Origin of the sequence: Enterococcus avium, from assembly GCF_002891025.1 — a bacterium.
Classification (GTDB): Bacteria; Bacillota; Bacilli; order Lactobacillales; family Enterococcaceae; genus Enterococcus_A; species Enterococcus_A avium.
In genome coordinates this window covers 1,454,477-1,469,200 of the sequence record NZ_NBSL01000002.1, presented here as the reverse complement: position 1 = coordinate 1,469,200, position 14,724 = coordinate 1,454,477, and the positions used below count along the sequence as shown (strand labels likewise).

Sequence of the window (14,724 nt, the reverse complement as noted above, 5' to 3'; positions counted from 1 at the left end):
AAAGCGTGGACTATATAAGAAATCCTCAATTAATTGAAACAGAAAGCTTCAAAATCATTCAAGGAATCATTGATCAAGAATTTCCTGACTATATTGTCTCATCAACGAAGGAAGAAAAAATTATTAAACGGGTGATTCATACAAGCGCCGATTTTGATTATTTGAAAAATCTCGTCTTTTCTAATGATGTTATTTCGGAGTTAGAGAAATTTTTCTTGGGAGGAGATGGCACAATTTTTACAGATACAACTATGGCACTTAGCGGTATTAACAAACGTCTCTTAGATAAATTAGGTATTCGTTATGAATGCTATATTGCCGATCCAGAAGTGGCTGAACAAGCAAAGGCAAAGGGAATGACTCGTTCGATGGCAGGAATAGAGCGAGCAGCAACAATTTCTGGCCCAAAATTATTTGTTATTGGAAATGCGCCAACGGCAATTTTTAAATTACTGGAGCTACATAAACAAGGAGAATTAAATACGGTTGCTGTTATTGGTGCTCCTGTTGGTTTTGTTGGAGCTGCAGAATCAAAAGAAGCATTGTTTGAAAGTGATCTCCCAGCAATCATTGCCAGGGGTCGCAAAGGCGGCAGTAATGTTGCTGCGGCGATTATCAATGCCATGTTATATCAATTGATTGAAAGGAAAAACTGATGGAAGAGTTCGTTTTCTATAATGGGAAAAAGCTGCGAAAAGGGTATACAACAGGTTCCTGCGCAACTGCAGCTGCGACCGCTGCGGCAGCATTTCTTTTTGAAGAGGAAGCCACAGAGGAGATTTGCATTGAATTACCCGATAAAAAAAATCTAACTATTCCAATCGCTTCGATTGAAGCTACCGAAGATGGTAGCCAAGCTTTTGTTGTAAAAGATGGCGGTGATGATGTGGATGCGACAGATGGGATGTTAATTGGTGCAAAGGTCGTTAAAATTGATGGAAATCAAATTCTAATTGATGGTGGAATCGGCATCGGTCGAGTAACAGAAGTAGGGTTACAAAATCCTGTGGGTCAGGCCGCAATTAATCCTGTTCCAAGAAAAATGATTGAAGCTTCCGTTCGCAAAATCATCGGTCTGAATCAGGGAGTAAAGGTGACTATTTTTGCTCCTGAAGGAGAAGTAATTGCTAAGCAAACAATGAATCGACGCTTAGGTATAGTGGGCGGCATCTCCATTTTAGGAACAACCGGTATTGTCACACCTATGTCTGAGGATGGCTGGAAGCAGTCCATCTCATTGGAACTAGAAATGAAGAAAAGCCAAGGATATTCTTCAGTCATTCTGTGTCCAGGAAACTATGGTGAGGAGTTTGTTCTAAATACAATGAAGCTCAATGGCGAGAATATCGTTTCAATGAGTAATTTTGTCGGCTATGTCTTAAAAGAAGTTCAGCGCTTGGAATTTGAAAAGGTTCTGATGGTTGGGCACTTAGGCAAATTGATTAAAGTTTCTGCAGGAATTTTTTCAACTCACAGTAAAGATGCAGATGCACGAACGGAAATCTTGATCGCAAATCTAGCCCTACTAGGTATGCCTGTACCCCAATTGCAAGAAATCGAAAGATGTTTAACGACTGAGGCTGCTGGAGAGATTATTGCCAGTGCAGGATACGAAGCTGTCTATCAAGTGCTGGCAGAAAAAGTTAAGAAACGTTCCGAAGATTTATTGAAATATCGGAAACATGAGCCAAATATTGAAGCCGTTCTTTTTTCTTCACAACGAGGATACTTAGCTTCTACAAAACCTCTGGAGCAGCTAAAGGAGGAGTGGCGATGATCACTGTTATAGGTATCGGACCAGGCGGGACACAAGACTATTTATTTGGAAAAGCTCAAGCGGCTATTCAGGCAGCCGATTTGATTATCGGGAGTCAGCGTCAATTAGAGATTATTCCTAAAAACAAGAAGCACAAAACTCATTTACTTCCCCGTAAACTAGATGATCTGGAAGATTTTTTAAACGATCATCAAAAGGATGAGCTAGTAATTTTAGCTTCCGGTGATCCATTGACCTATGGCATTGGCAACTGGCTCCTAAAACGATTTTCAGGAGAAAATTTACTGATTTTGCCGGGGATTAGTTCCCTTCAGTATTTATTCAATCGACTAAATATTCCGATGGAGGATTGTTTTATCACTAGTAGTCATGGGAAATCTCCGAACTTTTCTCTTATTTTCAAGCTGCCAAAGGTCGGGATAGTAACAGACAAAAGAACAGGTCCTTATCAACTGGCACAAGAAGCACTAAAACTCGGCAATGATTCAATTTTTTATATAGGTGAAAATCTCAGCTACTCTGATGAGAAAATAAGGCGTTATAAAGCTTCTGAGGTTCCCAATGAAGACTATCAAATGAATGCAGTGGTGATAATCAATGAAAGATAGTAGTTTTATTCGCGGTAATGTTCCCATGACCAAAGAAGAAGTCCGAACGGTCAGTATAGCAAAGCTGCAGTTAGCTAAAGCAGATAAGTTTTTAGATATTGGCACAGGAACAGGCAGTATTGCGATCGAAGCGGCATTGCTACATCCAAATTTAGAAGTGACAACAATTGATTCAAATCAAACCGCTGTAGCTGTTTTGAAGCAAAATCTAGCAAAGTTTCAGTTAACGAATATCCACAGTATTCTTGGCAAAGCACCGATTGAATTAGAGGATAAATTTGATGCAATTTTTGTTGGCGGAACGGGTGGAAACATGGCTGAAATACTTGCTTGGAGCTTCCAGCTGCTGAAGCCTGACGGTCGTTTAGTATTAAATTTCATTTTATTAGAAAATGCTCTTCGTGCAATGGAATGGCTGGAAACGAATCATCACTCCTTCCAGACGATTCAAATGCACGTTAGTCAGTTCACCAAACTAGGGCAAGGGCACTATTTTAAACCACAAAACCCAGTAATCATTATTGAGACGAGAAAAGAGGATTAAGTATATGACAAAGGTTCATTTTGTCGGTGCAGGACCTGGTGATCCTGAACTGATTACGTTTAAAGGCTATAAGTTGTTAAAATCAGCAGATGTTGTTATTTATGCAGGCTCACTTGTGAACCCTGAACTGCTAAATTACTGTAAAAAGGAATGCAAGATATTTAATAGTGCCTCAATGAATCTAACCGAAATCATTGATGAAATGGAGCACGGTGTTCGAGAAAATAAGGAAGTTATTCGATTACAGACAGGTGATTTCTCTATCTACGGTTCAATTCGTGAACAAATTGAAGAGCTAAAAAAACGCAAGATCGAATTTACCTGTACACCTGGTGTTAGCTCCTTTTTAGGCGCAGCCTCTAGCTTAGGCGTGGAGTATACTGTTCCAGAAATTTCTCAGAGTGTGATTATTACTCGTATGGCTGGAAGAACTCCGGTACCAGATAAGGAAAGTCTACGCTCTTTTGCCCAACATCAAACGTCAATGGTCATTTTTCTTTCTATACAAGGTATCAAGCAAGTAGTCGAAGAATTATTAGCAGGAGGTTATCAGCCTACAACACCCGTAGCGGTTATTTATAAAGCTACTTGGCCTGAAGAAAAGAAAATCATTAGTACATTAGAAAAAATCGCAGACCAAATCGAAGCAGAGGATATTACAAAGACAGCTTTAATCATGGTTGGGGAGTTTTTAGGAAATGAGTTTTACTACTCCAAATTGTATGATGCCTCTTTTAAACATGAATACCGTGATGTGAAGCGTAATGAATAAAGCAGCGATTTTAGCCTTGACGTCAACAGGTATCCAATTAGCCAAAGAACTCCGAGGTAAATGGGATCAGGAAATCCCAATCTTTGTATCAGAAGACAATTTGGATGAAGAAGTACTGCCTTTTCCGACAGGGAAATTTAGCACAGGGATTCAGGTATTATTCAAGCAATATGACGCGCTTATTTGCATCATGGCCACTGGAATCGTAGTACGCAGTATTGCAGGAGTATTGGAGGACAAACGAAACGATCCAGCGATTGTTGTAATAGACGAAAAAGGCCGGCACACGATCAGTCTTTTATCCGGTCATATTGGCGGCGGCAATCAACTGACGCTAGAAATCGCAGCGAAATTAAACAGCTGTCCGGTGATTACCACTGCAACGGATGTACAAAATGTGACGGCTCTTGATTTGTTGAGTAAAGAGCTGAATGGCTGGTATGCAGATTTCAAAGAGGCAACTAAGAGAGTCAATCGACTCTTAGCAGAGCATCAAGCAGTTGGTTTGATCCAGCGGGGAAATTGGGTGAGGGATCTTCGAGGACTTTCTTTGCTCAAAGAAGGAGATTCATTTAATTCTTATGAAGCGGTATTGCTTATTTCTGACAAAAGAGAAGAGCTGGAGTCTGAAAAAATAATCCAAATTGTGCCAAGACGGTATGTATTAGGGATTGGGGCAAAAAAAGGAATTGATTTTTCAATCATCAAAGAAGAATACCTTGCTTTTTGTCAATCAGTAAATATCCATTTTCGCAGCATTAAGAAAATCGTTAGTATCGATATTAAGCAACAAGAAGCTGGAATCTGCCAATTAGCTGAATGGCTGGAAATTCCCTTTGAAACCTATTCAGCAGCAGAATTATTAACTGTTTCAGAGAAATATCCGCAGTCAGCTTTTGTTAAAAAAGTAACAGGAGTAGGAAGTGTTTGTTTGGCCGCGGCTGACTTAGCCAGTAATGGAAAAGTGGTGACTGAGCGCTACGCCAATAAGGGAGTCACCTTTGCATTGGGAAAGGATGAAAACGACACATGTTATACGTTGTGGGATTAGGTCCAGGTGAGAAGGAAAAGATGTCACTTGAAGCGATTGAAGTTATTAAAAAGGTGGAAGTGATTGTTGGTTATACGACCTATGTTCGTTTAATCAAAGAGCTAGTTGGTGAAAAAGAAATTGTCAGTACAGGAATGAAACAAGAAATTGATCGCTGTAAAAAAGCGATTGAAATAGCTAAAACAGGTAAGGATGTCGCTGTCATTTCTAGTGGCGATGCAGGCGTTTATGGGATGGCAGGCCTGATCTTAGAACTTGTCAGTCAAATGGATGAAGAGCTTGCAGTCAAAGTGATTCCTGGAATTACTGCCAGTATTGCTGGCGCGGCTTTGTTGGGTGCTCCGCTAATGAATGATTTTTGTCACATTAGCTTGAGTGACTTAATGACACCATGGACAATGATCGAAAAACGTCTTCATGCAGCAGCCAGCGCTGATTTTGTAATCTGTCTATATAACCCGCGAAGCAAAGGCAGACCAAATCATTTAGCTAAGGCATTAGCAATTATTCAACAATATAAATCAAAAGATACGATCATCGGATTGGCTAAAGATGTAGGTCGCAAAAAAGAACAGGCAATTTTTACTTCAATAGGTGATATTGATGAAACTTTAGTAGATATGACGACGGTTGTATTAGTTGGAAATAAAGAAACCTATCTATCGGATGGCCGAATGATTACTCCTCGAGGTTATCAATTATGATTCTATTACTTGGAGGAACCTCTGATAGTTTAAAAATTGCGCAGGAGTTAAATAAAGCGAATTTAGCTTTTTATTTATCTGTTGTATCGGATTACGGAGAGAATTTGGCTACAGCAGTAACAAGCAATGTGGTTAAGGGACGTCTAAGTACAAGAGAAATGATCGAATTCATGAAGAAACATCAAATCACTCAATTGATTGACGCGACCCATCCTTATGCGATAGAGGTTTCAAAAAACGCCATGACGGCTTGTACTCAGCTTGGAACTAATTATCTTCGATTTGAACGTCCTTCACTGATTACTGATGAGATGATCACGGTCCAATCAATAAAAGTTGCTTGTGAACAGGCTTTAAATTATTCAGGAAAGATATATTTAACCACTGGAAGTAAGACGTTAGCAGATTTTTTAGAGTATCTGCCTAAGGAACGAATTGTTGCCAGAGTGTTGCCAACAGTTGAGGTGTTAAAAGTAGTTGAAAAGCTGGAAATATCAACAGGGAATGTCGAAGCACTTAAAGGTCCTTTTTCAAAGGAACTAAATCGCGAGCTTTTGATCCATAATCAGGCTGGGGTAATGATTACTAAAGAAAGCGGTCATGCGGGTGGTTTTTTCGAGAAGACTGAAGCCTGTAGAGAGCTAAATATTCCGTGTATTGTCATTCAACGCGAGCAATTAGACTATCCTGAAAAGTTTTCTTCTATTGAAAGACTAATTGAGACAAGTAAGAAGAACTAATTATTAACGAAAAAAGAGGAGCGATGAAATGACTGGATGTATCGCCTTAATTGGTGCAGGACTAGGAGATCCAGAATTATTGACTGTTAAAGGATTGAGAAAAATCAAACATGCGGATGTGATAGTGTATGACCGTTTGATAAATCCAGCGATTCTGAATTCCTGCAAAGCAACCTGTGAAAAAATTTACGTAGGCAAAAAGCCCGATTACCATCCTGTTCCACAGGAAAAAATTGAAGAAATCATGATCGAAAAGGCTAAACAAGACCTTGATGTAGTCCGACTAAAAAGCGGTGATCCCTATGTTTTTGGTCGTGGTGGAGAAGAAGGAGCGGCTTTAAAGCAAGCGGGAATCCCATTTGAAGTGATTCCAGGAATTACTTCTTCAATTGGAGGATTAGCTTACGCCGGAATTCCAATTACTCATCGTGATTTGGCAGCAGACTTTCATGTTTATACTGGTCATTTAAATAATTCTGAGCGTGAAATTGATTGGGAGGCAGCGGCTAAGGTTGGAGGAACTTTAGTTTTTCTAATGGGGATGTCTGATCTAAAGAAAATCACCGAGCAGCTAATGATTCATGGAAAGGATAAGAATACTCCAGCGGCAATCATTCAATGGGCGAGTCGTAAACAACAAAAAACAGTAGTCGGGACATTAGAAACAATTTTTGAAAAAGCCTGTGTCGCGAAACTACAGCCGCCTAGTTTGATTGTGATCGGTGAGGTGGTTACACGAAGGAGAGAATTAAACTTCTTTGAAGAACGACCTTTGTATTCAGTCAGTATTGCCGTTCCATATACAAAAAGGAAAAGAATGGCGACTCGTTTGACAGATTTAGGTGCGGAAATTATCGAACTACCACCAAGTAGTATTGAATTTTTTGATACGACGATTGATTTTTCTAAGCCTCAACAAGTAGTTTTCACTGATCCACTAAGTGTAGAAATGTTTATTCGAGCAATGAAAACACAGGAAATTGACTGGCGGAAATTAGCCGACTGGTATTTTATTTCTGTTGGACATCACACTGGATCGGTTCTGGAAAAGGCCGGAATACGACCTGATATGAACTATCCAGATTTAACGGAATACCTGCAGCGATTAGAAGAAAACACGGACAGCCTATTCTTAGGTGATTCTTTAACGTTAGCAGAGCTAAAGAATAACGAATCTCCCATTGAAAAGCTGCTTACTCACGAGGAGAAAATCACTGTTGATATTCCTGATCTTTGGCAAAAGGCAGATCTGATGTATTTTCCAAATTCAAAAGCAGCCAGCCTGTTTCTAACCGCGTTAAGTGAGGAGGAGTTGGCAACTGTCGCACAAAAGAAAGTGATCGTGATGGGGCAGAAGACAAAAGCTGTCTTCGATGACTATCAGCTTGCTGTGGTTCAGACGGCGGAACCTACATTTGATCAAGTCGTAGAAAAAATAAAAGAGGAGATGAAGCGATGAAGCCTGCATTAATTGTTGTTAGTTTTGGAACAAGTTATCCAGAGACACGAAAAAAAACAATTGGGGCTGTAGAGGAAAAGTTAGCAGAGAAATATCCTGATTTAGATGTTTTCCGTGCCTTTACTTCCAATAAGGTGATCAAAAAGATTAAAGAGCAAGAAAATGTAACGGTTTTAACGGTAGATCAACAGATGAAAAAACTGATTACTGAAGGGTACAAAGAGATCTATGTTCAACCACTTCACATCATTCCTGGAATTGAATATTCTAAAGCTCTGCATCAAGCAATGCGTTATAAGAATCAGCTAGAGCTTGTCAAAGTTGGGAAGCCATTACTTAGCAGTATTGAAGATTATCAAAAGGTCGTTGCTTGGCTCGAGACTATGGCAGCGTATCTCGATGAGAATGAGGCGGTAGTCTTAATGGGGCACGGCAGTCAGCATTCCGCTTTTACAGTTTACGCTTGTCTTGATCATATGCTTTTGGAAAAACCAATTTTTATCTGTGCAGTGGAAAGCTATCCTGAAATTTCTTTGTTGATTGAACGACTTAAAAATAGCCGATATAAAAAAATCAAGCTGTACCCATTAATGCTTGTGGCTGGTGATCATGCAACAAATGATATGGCTTCTGATGAAGAGGATTCGTGGAAATCCCAGTTGGAGCAAGCAGGTTTTACTGTTGAGGCGCACCTTAGAGGTATGGGTGAATTTCAGGAAATACAACAGCAATTTTGTGAGCATGCAGCAGCAATGATGGAAGGATCGACAAATGACTAAATTTTATGGAGTTGGGACTGGACCGGGAGCATCAGATTTATTAACGATTCGAGGAAGAGAAGTTTTGCAAATGGTTGACTGCCTGTATACGCCAGAACCTAAAAAAGCTGGTAAAAGTCTAGCTTTACAAATTGTTACGCCTTATTTAAAGGAAGACCAAATGATTAAACAACGTCACTTCCCGATGGTAAATAATTGGGAGGAAAAACGAAACGCTTGGGACAAGGTTGCTGAGGAAATCATTTCAGATGTCAAGAGCGGCTTGAATGTAGCCTTCATAACTTTAGGTGATCCCATGGTTTATAGTACCTATAGTTATTTGTTAGAGCGTATGACAGAACAAATAGAAACAGAGACAGTCCCAGGCATTTCTTCTTTTTGCCAAATTTCTAATGAATTGCAAATTCCTTTGGTAATTGATGAAGAGAGTTATGCTGTTTTACCTGCGACTGCTGATGAAGAAATACTACGAATCGCTTTAAAAAATATTTCTACAGTTATTTTAATGAAGGTTTCGATAGCACTGCCCAAAATAGTAAAGCTCTTAACGGAGCTAGATTTATTAGAACAAACGATATTGGTCAGTGATTCTTCAATGTCGTCAGAGAAAATTATGATTGGACTAAATGAGTTGGATGAACAGGATTCCCTTTCCTATTTCAGTACCATGATTGTTTATAAAAATAGAACGTTGAAAGGAAGTTAAAAAGATGAAAGTAAAAACAGTTAAAAAAATTCTCTTTGTCGCGCTTCTTTTAATTCTAGTTGTCCCTCAAAAGGCACACGCGATGCACATCATGGAAGGTTTCTTGCCACTTGGCTGGTGTTTGTTTTGGTATGCGGCATTCATTCCGTTCTTTCTCTATGGATTATTCAGTATCAGAAAAGCTGTGGCTGAAAATCCACAAAATAAAGTACTGTTAGCTTTTAGCGGCGCGTTCATTTTCATCTTATCAGCATTGAAAATCCCATCAGTTACGGGCTCTACTTCACATCCAACGGGTGTTGGAATCGGAACGGCTCTTTTCGGCCCCGGAGTGATCAGTGTTTTAGGAACCATTTGTTTATTATTCCAAGCCTTATTATTAGCTCATGGGGGAATAACGACCTTAGGAGCAAATGCCTTTTCGATGGCAGTTGTTGGTCCATTTGTTGGTTATGGCGTTTATGTGCTTCTGAAAAAAGCGAATGTTTCAACGTCTGTTTGTTTGTTCTTGTGTGCGTTTATTGCAGATTTAGCGACGTACTTTACCACCTCTGTTCAGCTTGGACTAGTTTTTCCCGATCCTTCATCAGGTATTTTTGGAGCAATCATGAAATTTGTAGGTGTCTTTATGATGACTCAGATTCCAATTGCCATTGCCGAAGGGCTTTTGACCGTCGTTGCTTATAATCTTATTTCAGCGAATTTTTCTTTTCATGAAAGAGGGGTTTTGAACAATGGAAAAAAATAAATCAAAAACGGGTATAAATATTATTCTATTATTAGCGGTCGTAGCTTTGATGGTGGGGGCACTACTAATCAATCAACATGGTGAGTATGGCGGTTCAGATGGGGAAGCAGAAAACGTAATAGCAGAGATTAATCCGGATTACCAACCTTGGTTTAATTCATTATTAGAACCTAAAAGTGGAGAGATTGAAAGCTTGTTATTTACTCTTCAAGGAAGCTTAGGTGTAGGAATCATTACCTATATTTTAGGTTACTACAAAGGAAAAAATAAAAATGCTGTTAATTGATAAGATTGCTTATGAAAACCGGCTACTTGATCTATCTCCAGGAATAAAAGGTTGTTTGTATCTTTTTCTATTGATCAGTTGTTTTCTATCGCCGCCAATAGTTCAAGTTCTAATAAGTCTCATTATTGGTGGAGTAACTATCTTTGTTACAAAAGTGAGAGCAAGCAGGTATTTCAAATGGCTGCTGGTTCCAGCGCCTTTTCTTGTGATCAGTATCTTAACAATCTTGTTTTCCGTCAGTTCACAGTCAAAAGATTTTATCTTTCAGATTCCAGTATTTCATCATTTTCTAGGTATATCCGAAGCATCACTTTATTTAGGAACACGCTTGTTTTTTCGGTCGGCTAGTTGTGTGATTTGTACCTATTTTTTCATTTTAACTGTTCCTTTCCACCAAATTTTATTGATTATGAAAAAAGCTCATTTTCCAGCGCTATTGATTGAATTAACCATGTTAATGTATCGCTTTATTTTTATTTTCATTGATGAACTTCTGATTATTAAACGTGCACAGGATATGCGTTTTGGATTCAAAGGATTGAAAAACAGCTATCAATCATTAGGGGTATTGATTAAGCTTCTATTTTTTCAAACCTTTGATCGCTTCAATAAGATGATTCTTTCGCTTGAAATGAAATTTTTTGATGGTGATTTTCCACTATGATTACTAAATGAAAGAAGGTGCTACCGTGTTTAAGGTAACAGATTTATGTATCAGTTACGAAAATCAAGCAGATGTCTTGCATCATCTTTCTTTGGATTTTAGCGATTATCGAGCAATCGGCGTTTTAGGAGCAAACGGTTCAGGGAAATCAACCTTATTTGCGGCGATCGTAGGACTTTTACGACCGAGTCAAGGCGAAATCATTTATGATAATCAACCGCTGAATTATAAAAAAGCGGCGCTGTATAAGTACCGACAGGAAGTTGGAATTGTCTTTCAAGAACCTGAACATCAGATTTTTTACTCGATCGTGGAAGATGACGTCGCCTTCGCACTAAAAAATCTGGGGATTGAACCAACGCAAATAAAAGCCAGAATGGACGAGGTGTTCGCATTACTGAAGATTGAACATTTGAAAAAGAAACCGGTTCAATACTTGAGTTATGGACAAAAGAAAAAGGTTGCGATTGCCAGCGTTTTAATGCTTAAAACAAAATGGCTATTATTGGATGAACCAACTGCAGGGTTAGATCCAGCCGGCAGACAACAGATGATTGAGATTATCTCTCGTCTAATCCAACAGGGGACCAAAATTATTCTCTCTAGTCATGATATGGATCTAATGTATGAGATTTGCGAATATCTGTATGTTCTTGATAAAGGAATAATCATTAAAGAAGGAGAAGCTGACCAAGTATTTTTGGATGATAAGCTTCTTGAGGCTGCAGGATTGGAGCAGCCGTGGTTGGTGAAAATTCATCAGCAATTAGGTTTTCCGCTAGTAAAAAATCAGCAAGAACTTATGCAAGTTAAAATGAGAGCGAGGTGAAGAAGATGGGAAAAAGCTTGATGATTCAGGGGACTGCTTCGGATTCAGGTAAAAGTATTTTGGTGGCAGCCTTGTGCCGTATTTTTCATCAAGACGGAATGAAGGTAATGCCCTTTAAGTCGCAAAACATGGCATTGAATTCTTATATCACATTGGATGGCAAAGAGATGGGGAGAGCACAGGTTTTCCAAGCAGAGGCTGCCGGAATTGAGCCAGATGCACGAATGAACCCGGTTTTATTAAAACCTACTTCTGATCGCAAATCGCAAGTGATTTTTAATGGGAAAGTCCTTTGCGATATGGATGCTGTGGAATACCATAATTTTAAACCTCAGCTGATAGAAAAAATATCTGATTTATATCTGGAGTTGCTAGAAGAAAATGACGTGATTGTCCTGGAAGGTGCAGGTAGCCCAGCAGAGATCAATTTAAATAGTCGTGATATTGCAAATATGGGAATGGCAAAAATTGCCGATGCTCCGGTCCTTCTAGTAGCGGATATTGATAAGGGCGGTGTTTTTGCTTCAATTTATGGCACGATTCATTTACTGGAGCCTGAAGAACGCGCTCGAATTAAAGGAATTATCATTAATAAATTTCGCGGCGATATCGCCTTGTTAGAACCAGGGTTAAAAATGATTGAAGACTTGACCGATGTTCCGGTGGTTGGGGTCATCCCGTATGCACAATTAAATATTGAAGATGAAGATAGTGTGGCTTTATCACAGGTGAGCCGAATGTATAATACGCAGAAAGAGTTAGACATTGCTGTAATAGGACTAGCTAAAATGTCCAATTTTACTGATTTTAAGAGTTTAGAAAGTGAGCCAGATGTGTCAGTTCGGTATGTTTTTCCTAATGATCAACTAGGAAGTCCGGATATTCTTATTTTACCTGGAAGTAAAAATACTTTAGAAGACTGTCTCTACTTGCAGCAATCTGGATTAGCGAAAGAGATTGAACGAATAAGAGCCGAAGGAAAAATGATTTTTGGAATCTGTGGTGGCTATCAATTACTTGGAAAAAAACTGCATGATCCTCATCACGTAGAATCTACTATTGGCAGTATTGATGGATTGGGTCTATTGAACACAGAAACCTTTTTTGAAGCAGAAAAAACGACTACGAGGGTAGAAGCAATAATTGATGATGAGACGATTAACGGTTACGAAATTCACATGGGCAGATCTGAAAATTACGAGCAACAGTATTTTGCTCAAATTATTTCTGCTAATGGACAAACAGTTTTGAAGAAAGACGGCGCAATTAGTTCAGATAAAAAGGTGATCGGAACGTATCTTCACGGTGTTTTTGATAATAGTGCTTGGCGAAGAAAACTGTTAAATCAGGTTCGAGCTGAAAAAGGGTTAGCCCCGATTGACAAAATTGCGTTGCCTTATCATGAGTATAAAAATCAGCAGTATGATAAGCTGGCTGATTTAGTTCGTGAAAATGTCGATTTGGAGAAAATTTATCAAATTATGAATCAGGGGGTAAGTGTATGAATATCTATACGCGTTACGGAGATCGTGGTTTTACTAGATTGGTTGGGGGAGGAAGAGCAAAAAAAAATGCTCCCCGTGTCCAAGCGTATGGATCGATTGACACATTAAACGCTCAGGTTGGACTCACCGTAGCTTCTTTAGCTCAAAAAGATTCACTGTATGAAGAATTAGTTCAGATTCAACAGTGGGTATTTGATTGTGGCAGTGACTTTGCAACCCCTGAGGAGAAACGCCCCTATAAGGTTCAATCTCAGGTCATTGTTTGGTTGGAAGAAAAAATTGATTTTTATTGGCAGGAATCCCCAAAAATTGATCGGTTTGTATTACCAGGCGGGACGGTCACGGCCGCAAATCTACATCTTTGTCGTTGTTTTGCCAGAGAGGCTGAACGAAATGCAGTAGCTCTCTTGGAATACAATGAAGCAATTAACGAAGAGGCGTTAAAGTTTTTAAATCGCTTATCTGACTACTTTTTTGCTTTGGCTCGTTGGGTTAATGGTCAAGCTAAGCAAACCGAAATCTTATATGAGAATAGCGCTCCTGTTTTTGATAGGAAGAAGTGAGTCTGAAAAAGGGTTTATTGAGTGAAAGAAGGAAGAAAATGAAAAAGCTTAGAGTTGGCACACGAGGTAGTAAATTAGCCACGACGCAAACAAAACAAACATTAGCTGTTTTTCAAGAGCATTTTCCAGAGGTTGAAGTAGAGTTAGTAAAAATCAAAACCAAAGGAGACCACTTAGCTACACATAACTTGCAAGCAATCGGTGGGCAGGGCTGTTTTGTAAGAGAATTAGAATACCAGCTTCGTGAAGGTGAGATTGATTTTGCGATTCACAGCTTAAAGGATATCCCAACCACGATTCACGAAGAATTAGCCTTGGCCTGTATAATGAAGCGTCATTCACCAACAGATGCTCTGATTATTCGAGAAGCTGGGAAAACCTTAGAGACTTTACCCAAAAATGCTGTTGTTGGAACTAGCAGTCTTCGCAGAAAGGCTCATCTGCTGCATGTGCGTCCGGATTTTGATATCCAGCCGATTCGAGGAAATATCGATACACGGATACGTAAAATGAATGAAGGTCAGTACGATGCGATTGTTTTAGCACTAGCCGGCTTAGAACGTCTAGGACTGGATCAAACAGTTTATCATCAAGAACTATCTCCAGAGATCATGCTTCCGGCAATCGGACAAGGTGCGATTGCTTTGGAATGTCGTAAAGATAATACTGAAATTCTTCAAATGCTCAAAAAAATGGAACATTTAGAAACAGCAATAGCAGTAACTGCAGAACGTGCTTTTTTAAACAGTATGGATGGCAGCTGTACTTTTCCTGTTGGAGCGTACTGTCGGCAAAAAAATGGTTCTTATGAATTAACAGGGATGATTGGGAGCGAAAATGGGAAAATCATTCTGAAAGAAACGCTGCAGGGAGATGATCCGGTGATTTTAGGAAGAGCTGTTGCCGCTAATCTGATCAAACAAGGCGCAATTACATTGATTGAGGAGTGTAAGAACGATCAAAAAGAAACTTTTATACACTAGAGAAGC

Annotated in this window: 18 protein-coding genes; all 18 read left to right on the top strand. The window is 39.3% G+C overall.

The genetic code is table 11. The features are described from left to right. Nucleotides 1–5 precede the first annotated feature (5 nt). The 18 genes from AUF14_RS07525 to hemC are packed head-to-tail and all read left to right on the top strand — an operon-like array spanning nucleotide 6 to nucleotide 14,718. Nucleotides 6–656 carry a cobalt-precorrin-8 methylmutase gene (locus AUF14_RS07525; protein WP_102865975.1) on the top strand — a complete coding sequence of 217 codons (651 nt, stop codon included), beginning with the start codon at nucleotides 6–8 and terminating at the stop codon, nucleotides 654–656. Further along, complete coding sequence (cbiD, locus tag AUF14_RS07520; protein ID WP_016179898.1) at nucleotides 656–1,777, top strand: cobalt-precorrin-5B (C(1))-methyltransferase CbiD; 1,122 nt, start codon at nucleotides 656–658, stop codon at nucleotides 1,775–1,777. Before AUF14_RS07525 ends, cbiD begins: the two co-directional genes overlap by 1 nt. After that, entirely contained in the window at nucleotides 1,774–2,385 is a 612-nt protein-coding gene (locus tag AUF14_RS07515) for a cobalt-precorrin-7 (C(5))-methyltransferase (RefSeq protein WP_049219750.1), read from the top strand. Before cbiD ends, AUF14_RS07515 begins: the two co-directional genes overlap by 4 nt. Further along, entirely contained in the window at nucleotides 2,375–2,929 is a 555-nt protein-coding gene (locus AUF14_RS07510) for a decarboxylating cobalt-precorrin-6B (C(15))-methyltransferase (protein ID WP_016179900.1), read from the top strand. Before AUF14_RS07515 ends, AUF14_RS07510 begins: the two co-directional genes overlap by 11 nt. 4 nt (nucleotides 2,930–2,933) lie before the next feature. After that, nucleotides 2,934–3,701: a cobalt-precorrin-4 methyltransferase gene (locus AUF14_RS07505; RefSeq protein ID WP_016179901.1), complete on the top strand. Its 768-nt coding sequence runs from the start codon at nucleotides 2,934–2,936 to the stop codon at nucleotides 3,699–3,701. Beyond that, nucleotides 3,694–4,752, top strand: coding sequence for a cobalt-precorrin 5A hydrolase (locus AUF14_RS07500; protein WP_049219748.1), 1,059 nt, complete (start codon nucleotides 3,694–3,696; stop codon nucleotides 4,750–4,752). Before AUF14_RS07505 ends, AUF14_RS07500 begins: the two co-directional genes overlap by 8 nt. Next, nucleotides 4,731–5,456 carry a precorrin-3B C(17)-methyltransferase gene (cobJ, locus tag AUF14_RS07495; protein ID WP_016179903.1) on the top strand — a complete coding sequence of 242 codons (726 nt, stop codon included), beginning with the start codon at nucleotides 4,731–4,733 and terminating at the stop codon, nucleotides 5,454–5,456. The genes AUF14_RS07500 and cobJ overlap by 22 nt, the downstream gene beginning before the upstream one ends. Beyond that, on the top strand, nucleotides 5,453–6,196 hold the full coding sequence (gene cobK, locus AUF14_RS07490) for a precorrin-6A reductase (protein ID WP_049219746.1): 744 nt from the start codon (nucleotides 5,453–5,455) through the stop codon (nucleotides 6,194–6,196). The genes cobJ and cobK overlap by 4 nt, the downstream gene beginning before the upstream one ends. Nucleotides 6,197–6,224: 28 nt before the next feature. After that, nucleotides 6,225–7,655: a uroporphyrinogen-III C-methyltransferase gene (gene cobA, locus AUF14_RS07485; protein ID WP_049219744.1), complete on the top strand. Its 1,431-nt coding sequence runs from the start codon at nucleotides 6,225–6,227 to the stop codon at nucleotides 7,653–7,655. Beyond that, the gene (locus AUF14_RS07480) at nucleotides 7,652–8,434 is read left to right on the top strand and encodes a sirohydrochlorin cobaltochelatase (protein ID WP_049219742.1); all 783 of its coding nucleotides are present in this window, start codon (nucleotides 7,652–7,654) and stop codon (nucleotides 8,432–8,434) included. Before cobA ends, AUF14_RS07480 begins: the two co-directional genes overlap by 4 nt. After that, entirely contained in the window at nucleotides 8,427–9,140 is a 714-nt protein-coding gene (locus AUF14_RS07475; protein ID WP_102865974.1) for a cobalt-factor II C(20)-methyltransferase, read from the top strand. The genes AUF14_RS07480 and AUF14_RS07475 overlap by 8 nt, the downstream gene beginning before the upstream one ends. 4 nt (nucleotides 9,141–9,144) lie before the next feature. After that, on the top strand, nucleotides 9,145–9,888 hold the full coding sequence (locus AUF14_RS07470) for an energy-coupling factor ABC transporter permease (RefSeq protein ID WP_049220533.1): 744 nt from the start codon (nucleotides 9,145–9,147) through the stop codon (nucleotides 9,886–9,888). After that, nucleotides 9,875–10,174, top strand: coding sequence for an energy-coupling factor ABC transporter substrate-binding protein (locus AUF14_RS07465; RefSeq protein WP_049220531.1), 300 nt, complete (start codon nucleotides 9,875–9,877; stop codon nucleotides 10,172–10,174). The genes AUF14_RS07470 and AUF14_RS07465 overlap by 14 nt, the downstream gene beginning before the upstream one ends. Next, entirely contained in the window at nucleotides 10,161–10,838 is a 678-nt protein-coding gene (gene cbiQ, locus AUF14_RS07460; protein WP_016179910.1) for a cobalt ECF transporter T component CbiQ, read from the top strand. Before AUF14_RS07465 ends, cbiQ begins: the two co-directional genes overlap by 14 nt. 25 nt (nucleotides 10,839–10,863) lie before the next feature. Then, nucleotides 10,864–11,667: an ATP-binding cassette domain-containing protein gene (locus AUF14_RS07455; protein ID WP_016179911.1), complete on the top strand. Its 804-nt coding sequence runs from the start codon at nucleotides 10,864–10,866 to the stop codon at nucleotides 11,665–11,667. A 5-nt stretch (nucleotides 11,668–11,672) separates the two neighbouring features. Further along, nucleotides 11,673–13,172, top strand: a complete 1,500-nt coding sequence (locus AUF14_RS07450) for a cobyric acid synthase (RefSeq protein ID WP_049220527.1) — start codon at nucleotides 11,673–11,675, stop codon at nucleotides 13,170–13,172. After that, complete coding sequence (locus AUF14_RS07445; protein ID WP_016179913.1) at nucleotides 13,169–13,735, top strand: cob(I)yrinic acid a,c-diamide adenosyltransferase; 567 nt, start codon at nucleotides 13,169–13,171, stop codon at nucleotides 13,733–13,735. Before AUF14_RS07450 ends, AUF14_RS07445 begins: the two co-directional genes overlap by 4 nt. Nucleotides 13,736–13,773: 38 nt before the next feature. After that, nucleotides 13,774–14,718 (top strand): hydroxymethylbilane synthase, encoded by a 945-nt coding sequence (gene hemC / locus AUF14_RS07440; RefSeq protein WP_049220526.1) that lies wholly within the window; start codon nucleotides 13,774–13,776, stop codon nucleotides 14,716–14,718. Nucleotides 14,719–14,724: the final 6 nt, after the last annotated feature.

Coding starts and splice junctions, on each gene's coding strand:
- cbiD (WP_016179898.1), top strand. CDS start 656: ATGGAAGAGTTCGTTTTCTATAATGGGAAAAAGCTGCGAAAAGGGTAT.
- AUF14_RS07515 (WP_049219750.1), top strand. CDS start 1,774: ATGATCACTGTTATAGGTATCGGACCAGGCGGGACACAAGACTATTTA.
- AUF14_RS07510 (WP_016179900.1), top strand. CDS start 2,375: ATGAAAGATAGTAGTTTTATTCGCGGTAATGTTCCCATGACCAAAGAA.
- AUF14_RS07505 (WP_016179901.1), top strand. CDS start 2,934: ATGACAAAGGTTCATTTTGTCGGTGCAGGACCTGGTGATCCTGAACTG.
- AUF14_RS07500 (WP_049219748.1), top strand. CDS start 3,694: ATGAATAAAGCAGCGATTTTAGCCTTGACGTCAACAGGTATCCAATTA.
- cobJ (WP_016179903.1), top strand. CDS start 4,731: ATGTTATACGTTGTGGGATTAGGTCCAGGTGAGAAGGAAAAGATGTCA.
- cobK (WP_049219746.1), top strand. CDS start 5,453: ATGATTCTATTACTTGGAGGAACCTCTGATAGTTTAAAAATTGCGCAG.
- cobA (WP_049219744.1), top strand. CDS start 6,225: ATGACTGGATGTATCGCCTTAATTGGTGCAGGACTAGGAGATCCAGAA.
- AUF14_RS07480 (WP_049219742.1), top strand. CDS start 7,652: ATGAAGCCTGCATTAATTGTTGTTAGTTTTGGAACAAGTTATCCAGAG.
- AUF14_RS07475 (WP_102865974.1), top strand. CDS start 8,427: ATGACTAAATTTTATGGAGTTGGGACTGGACCGGGAGCATCAGATTTA.
- AUF14_RS07470 (WP_049220533.1), top strand. CDS start 9,145: ATGAAAGTAAAAACAGTTAAAAAAATTCTCTTTGTCGCGCTTCTTTTA.
- AUF14_RS07465 (WP_049220531.1), top strand. CDS start 9,875: ATGGAAAAAAATAAATCAAAAACGGGTATAAATATTATTCTATTATTA.
- cbiQ (WP_016179910.1), top strand. CDS start 10,161: ATGCTGTTAATTGATAAGATTGCTTATGAAAACCGGCTACTTGATCTA.
- AUF14_RS07450 (WP_049220527.1), top strand. CDS start 11,673: ATGGGAAAAAGCTTGATGATTCAGGGGACTGCTTCGGATTCAGGTAAA.
- AUF14_RS07445 (WP_016179913.1), top strand. CDS start 13,169: ATGAATATCTATACGCGTTACGGAGATCGTGGTTTTACTAGATTGGTT.
- hemC (WP_049220526.1), top strand. CDS start 13,774: ATGAAAAAGCTTAGAGTTGGCACACGAGGTAGTAAATTAGCCACGACG.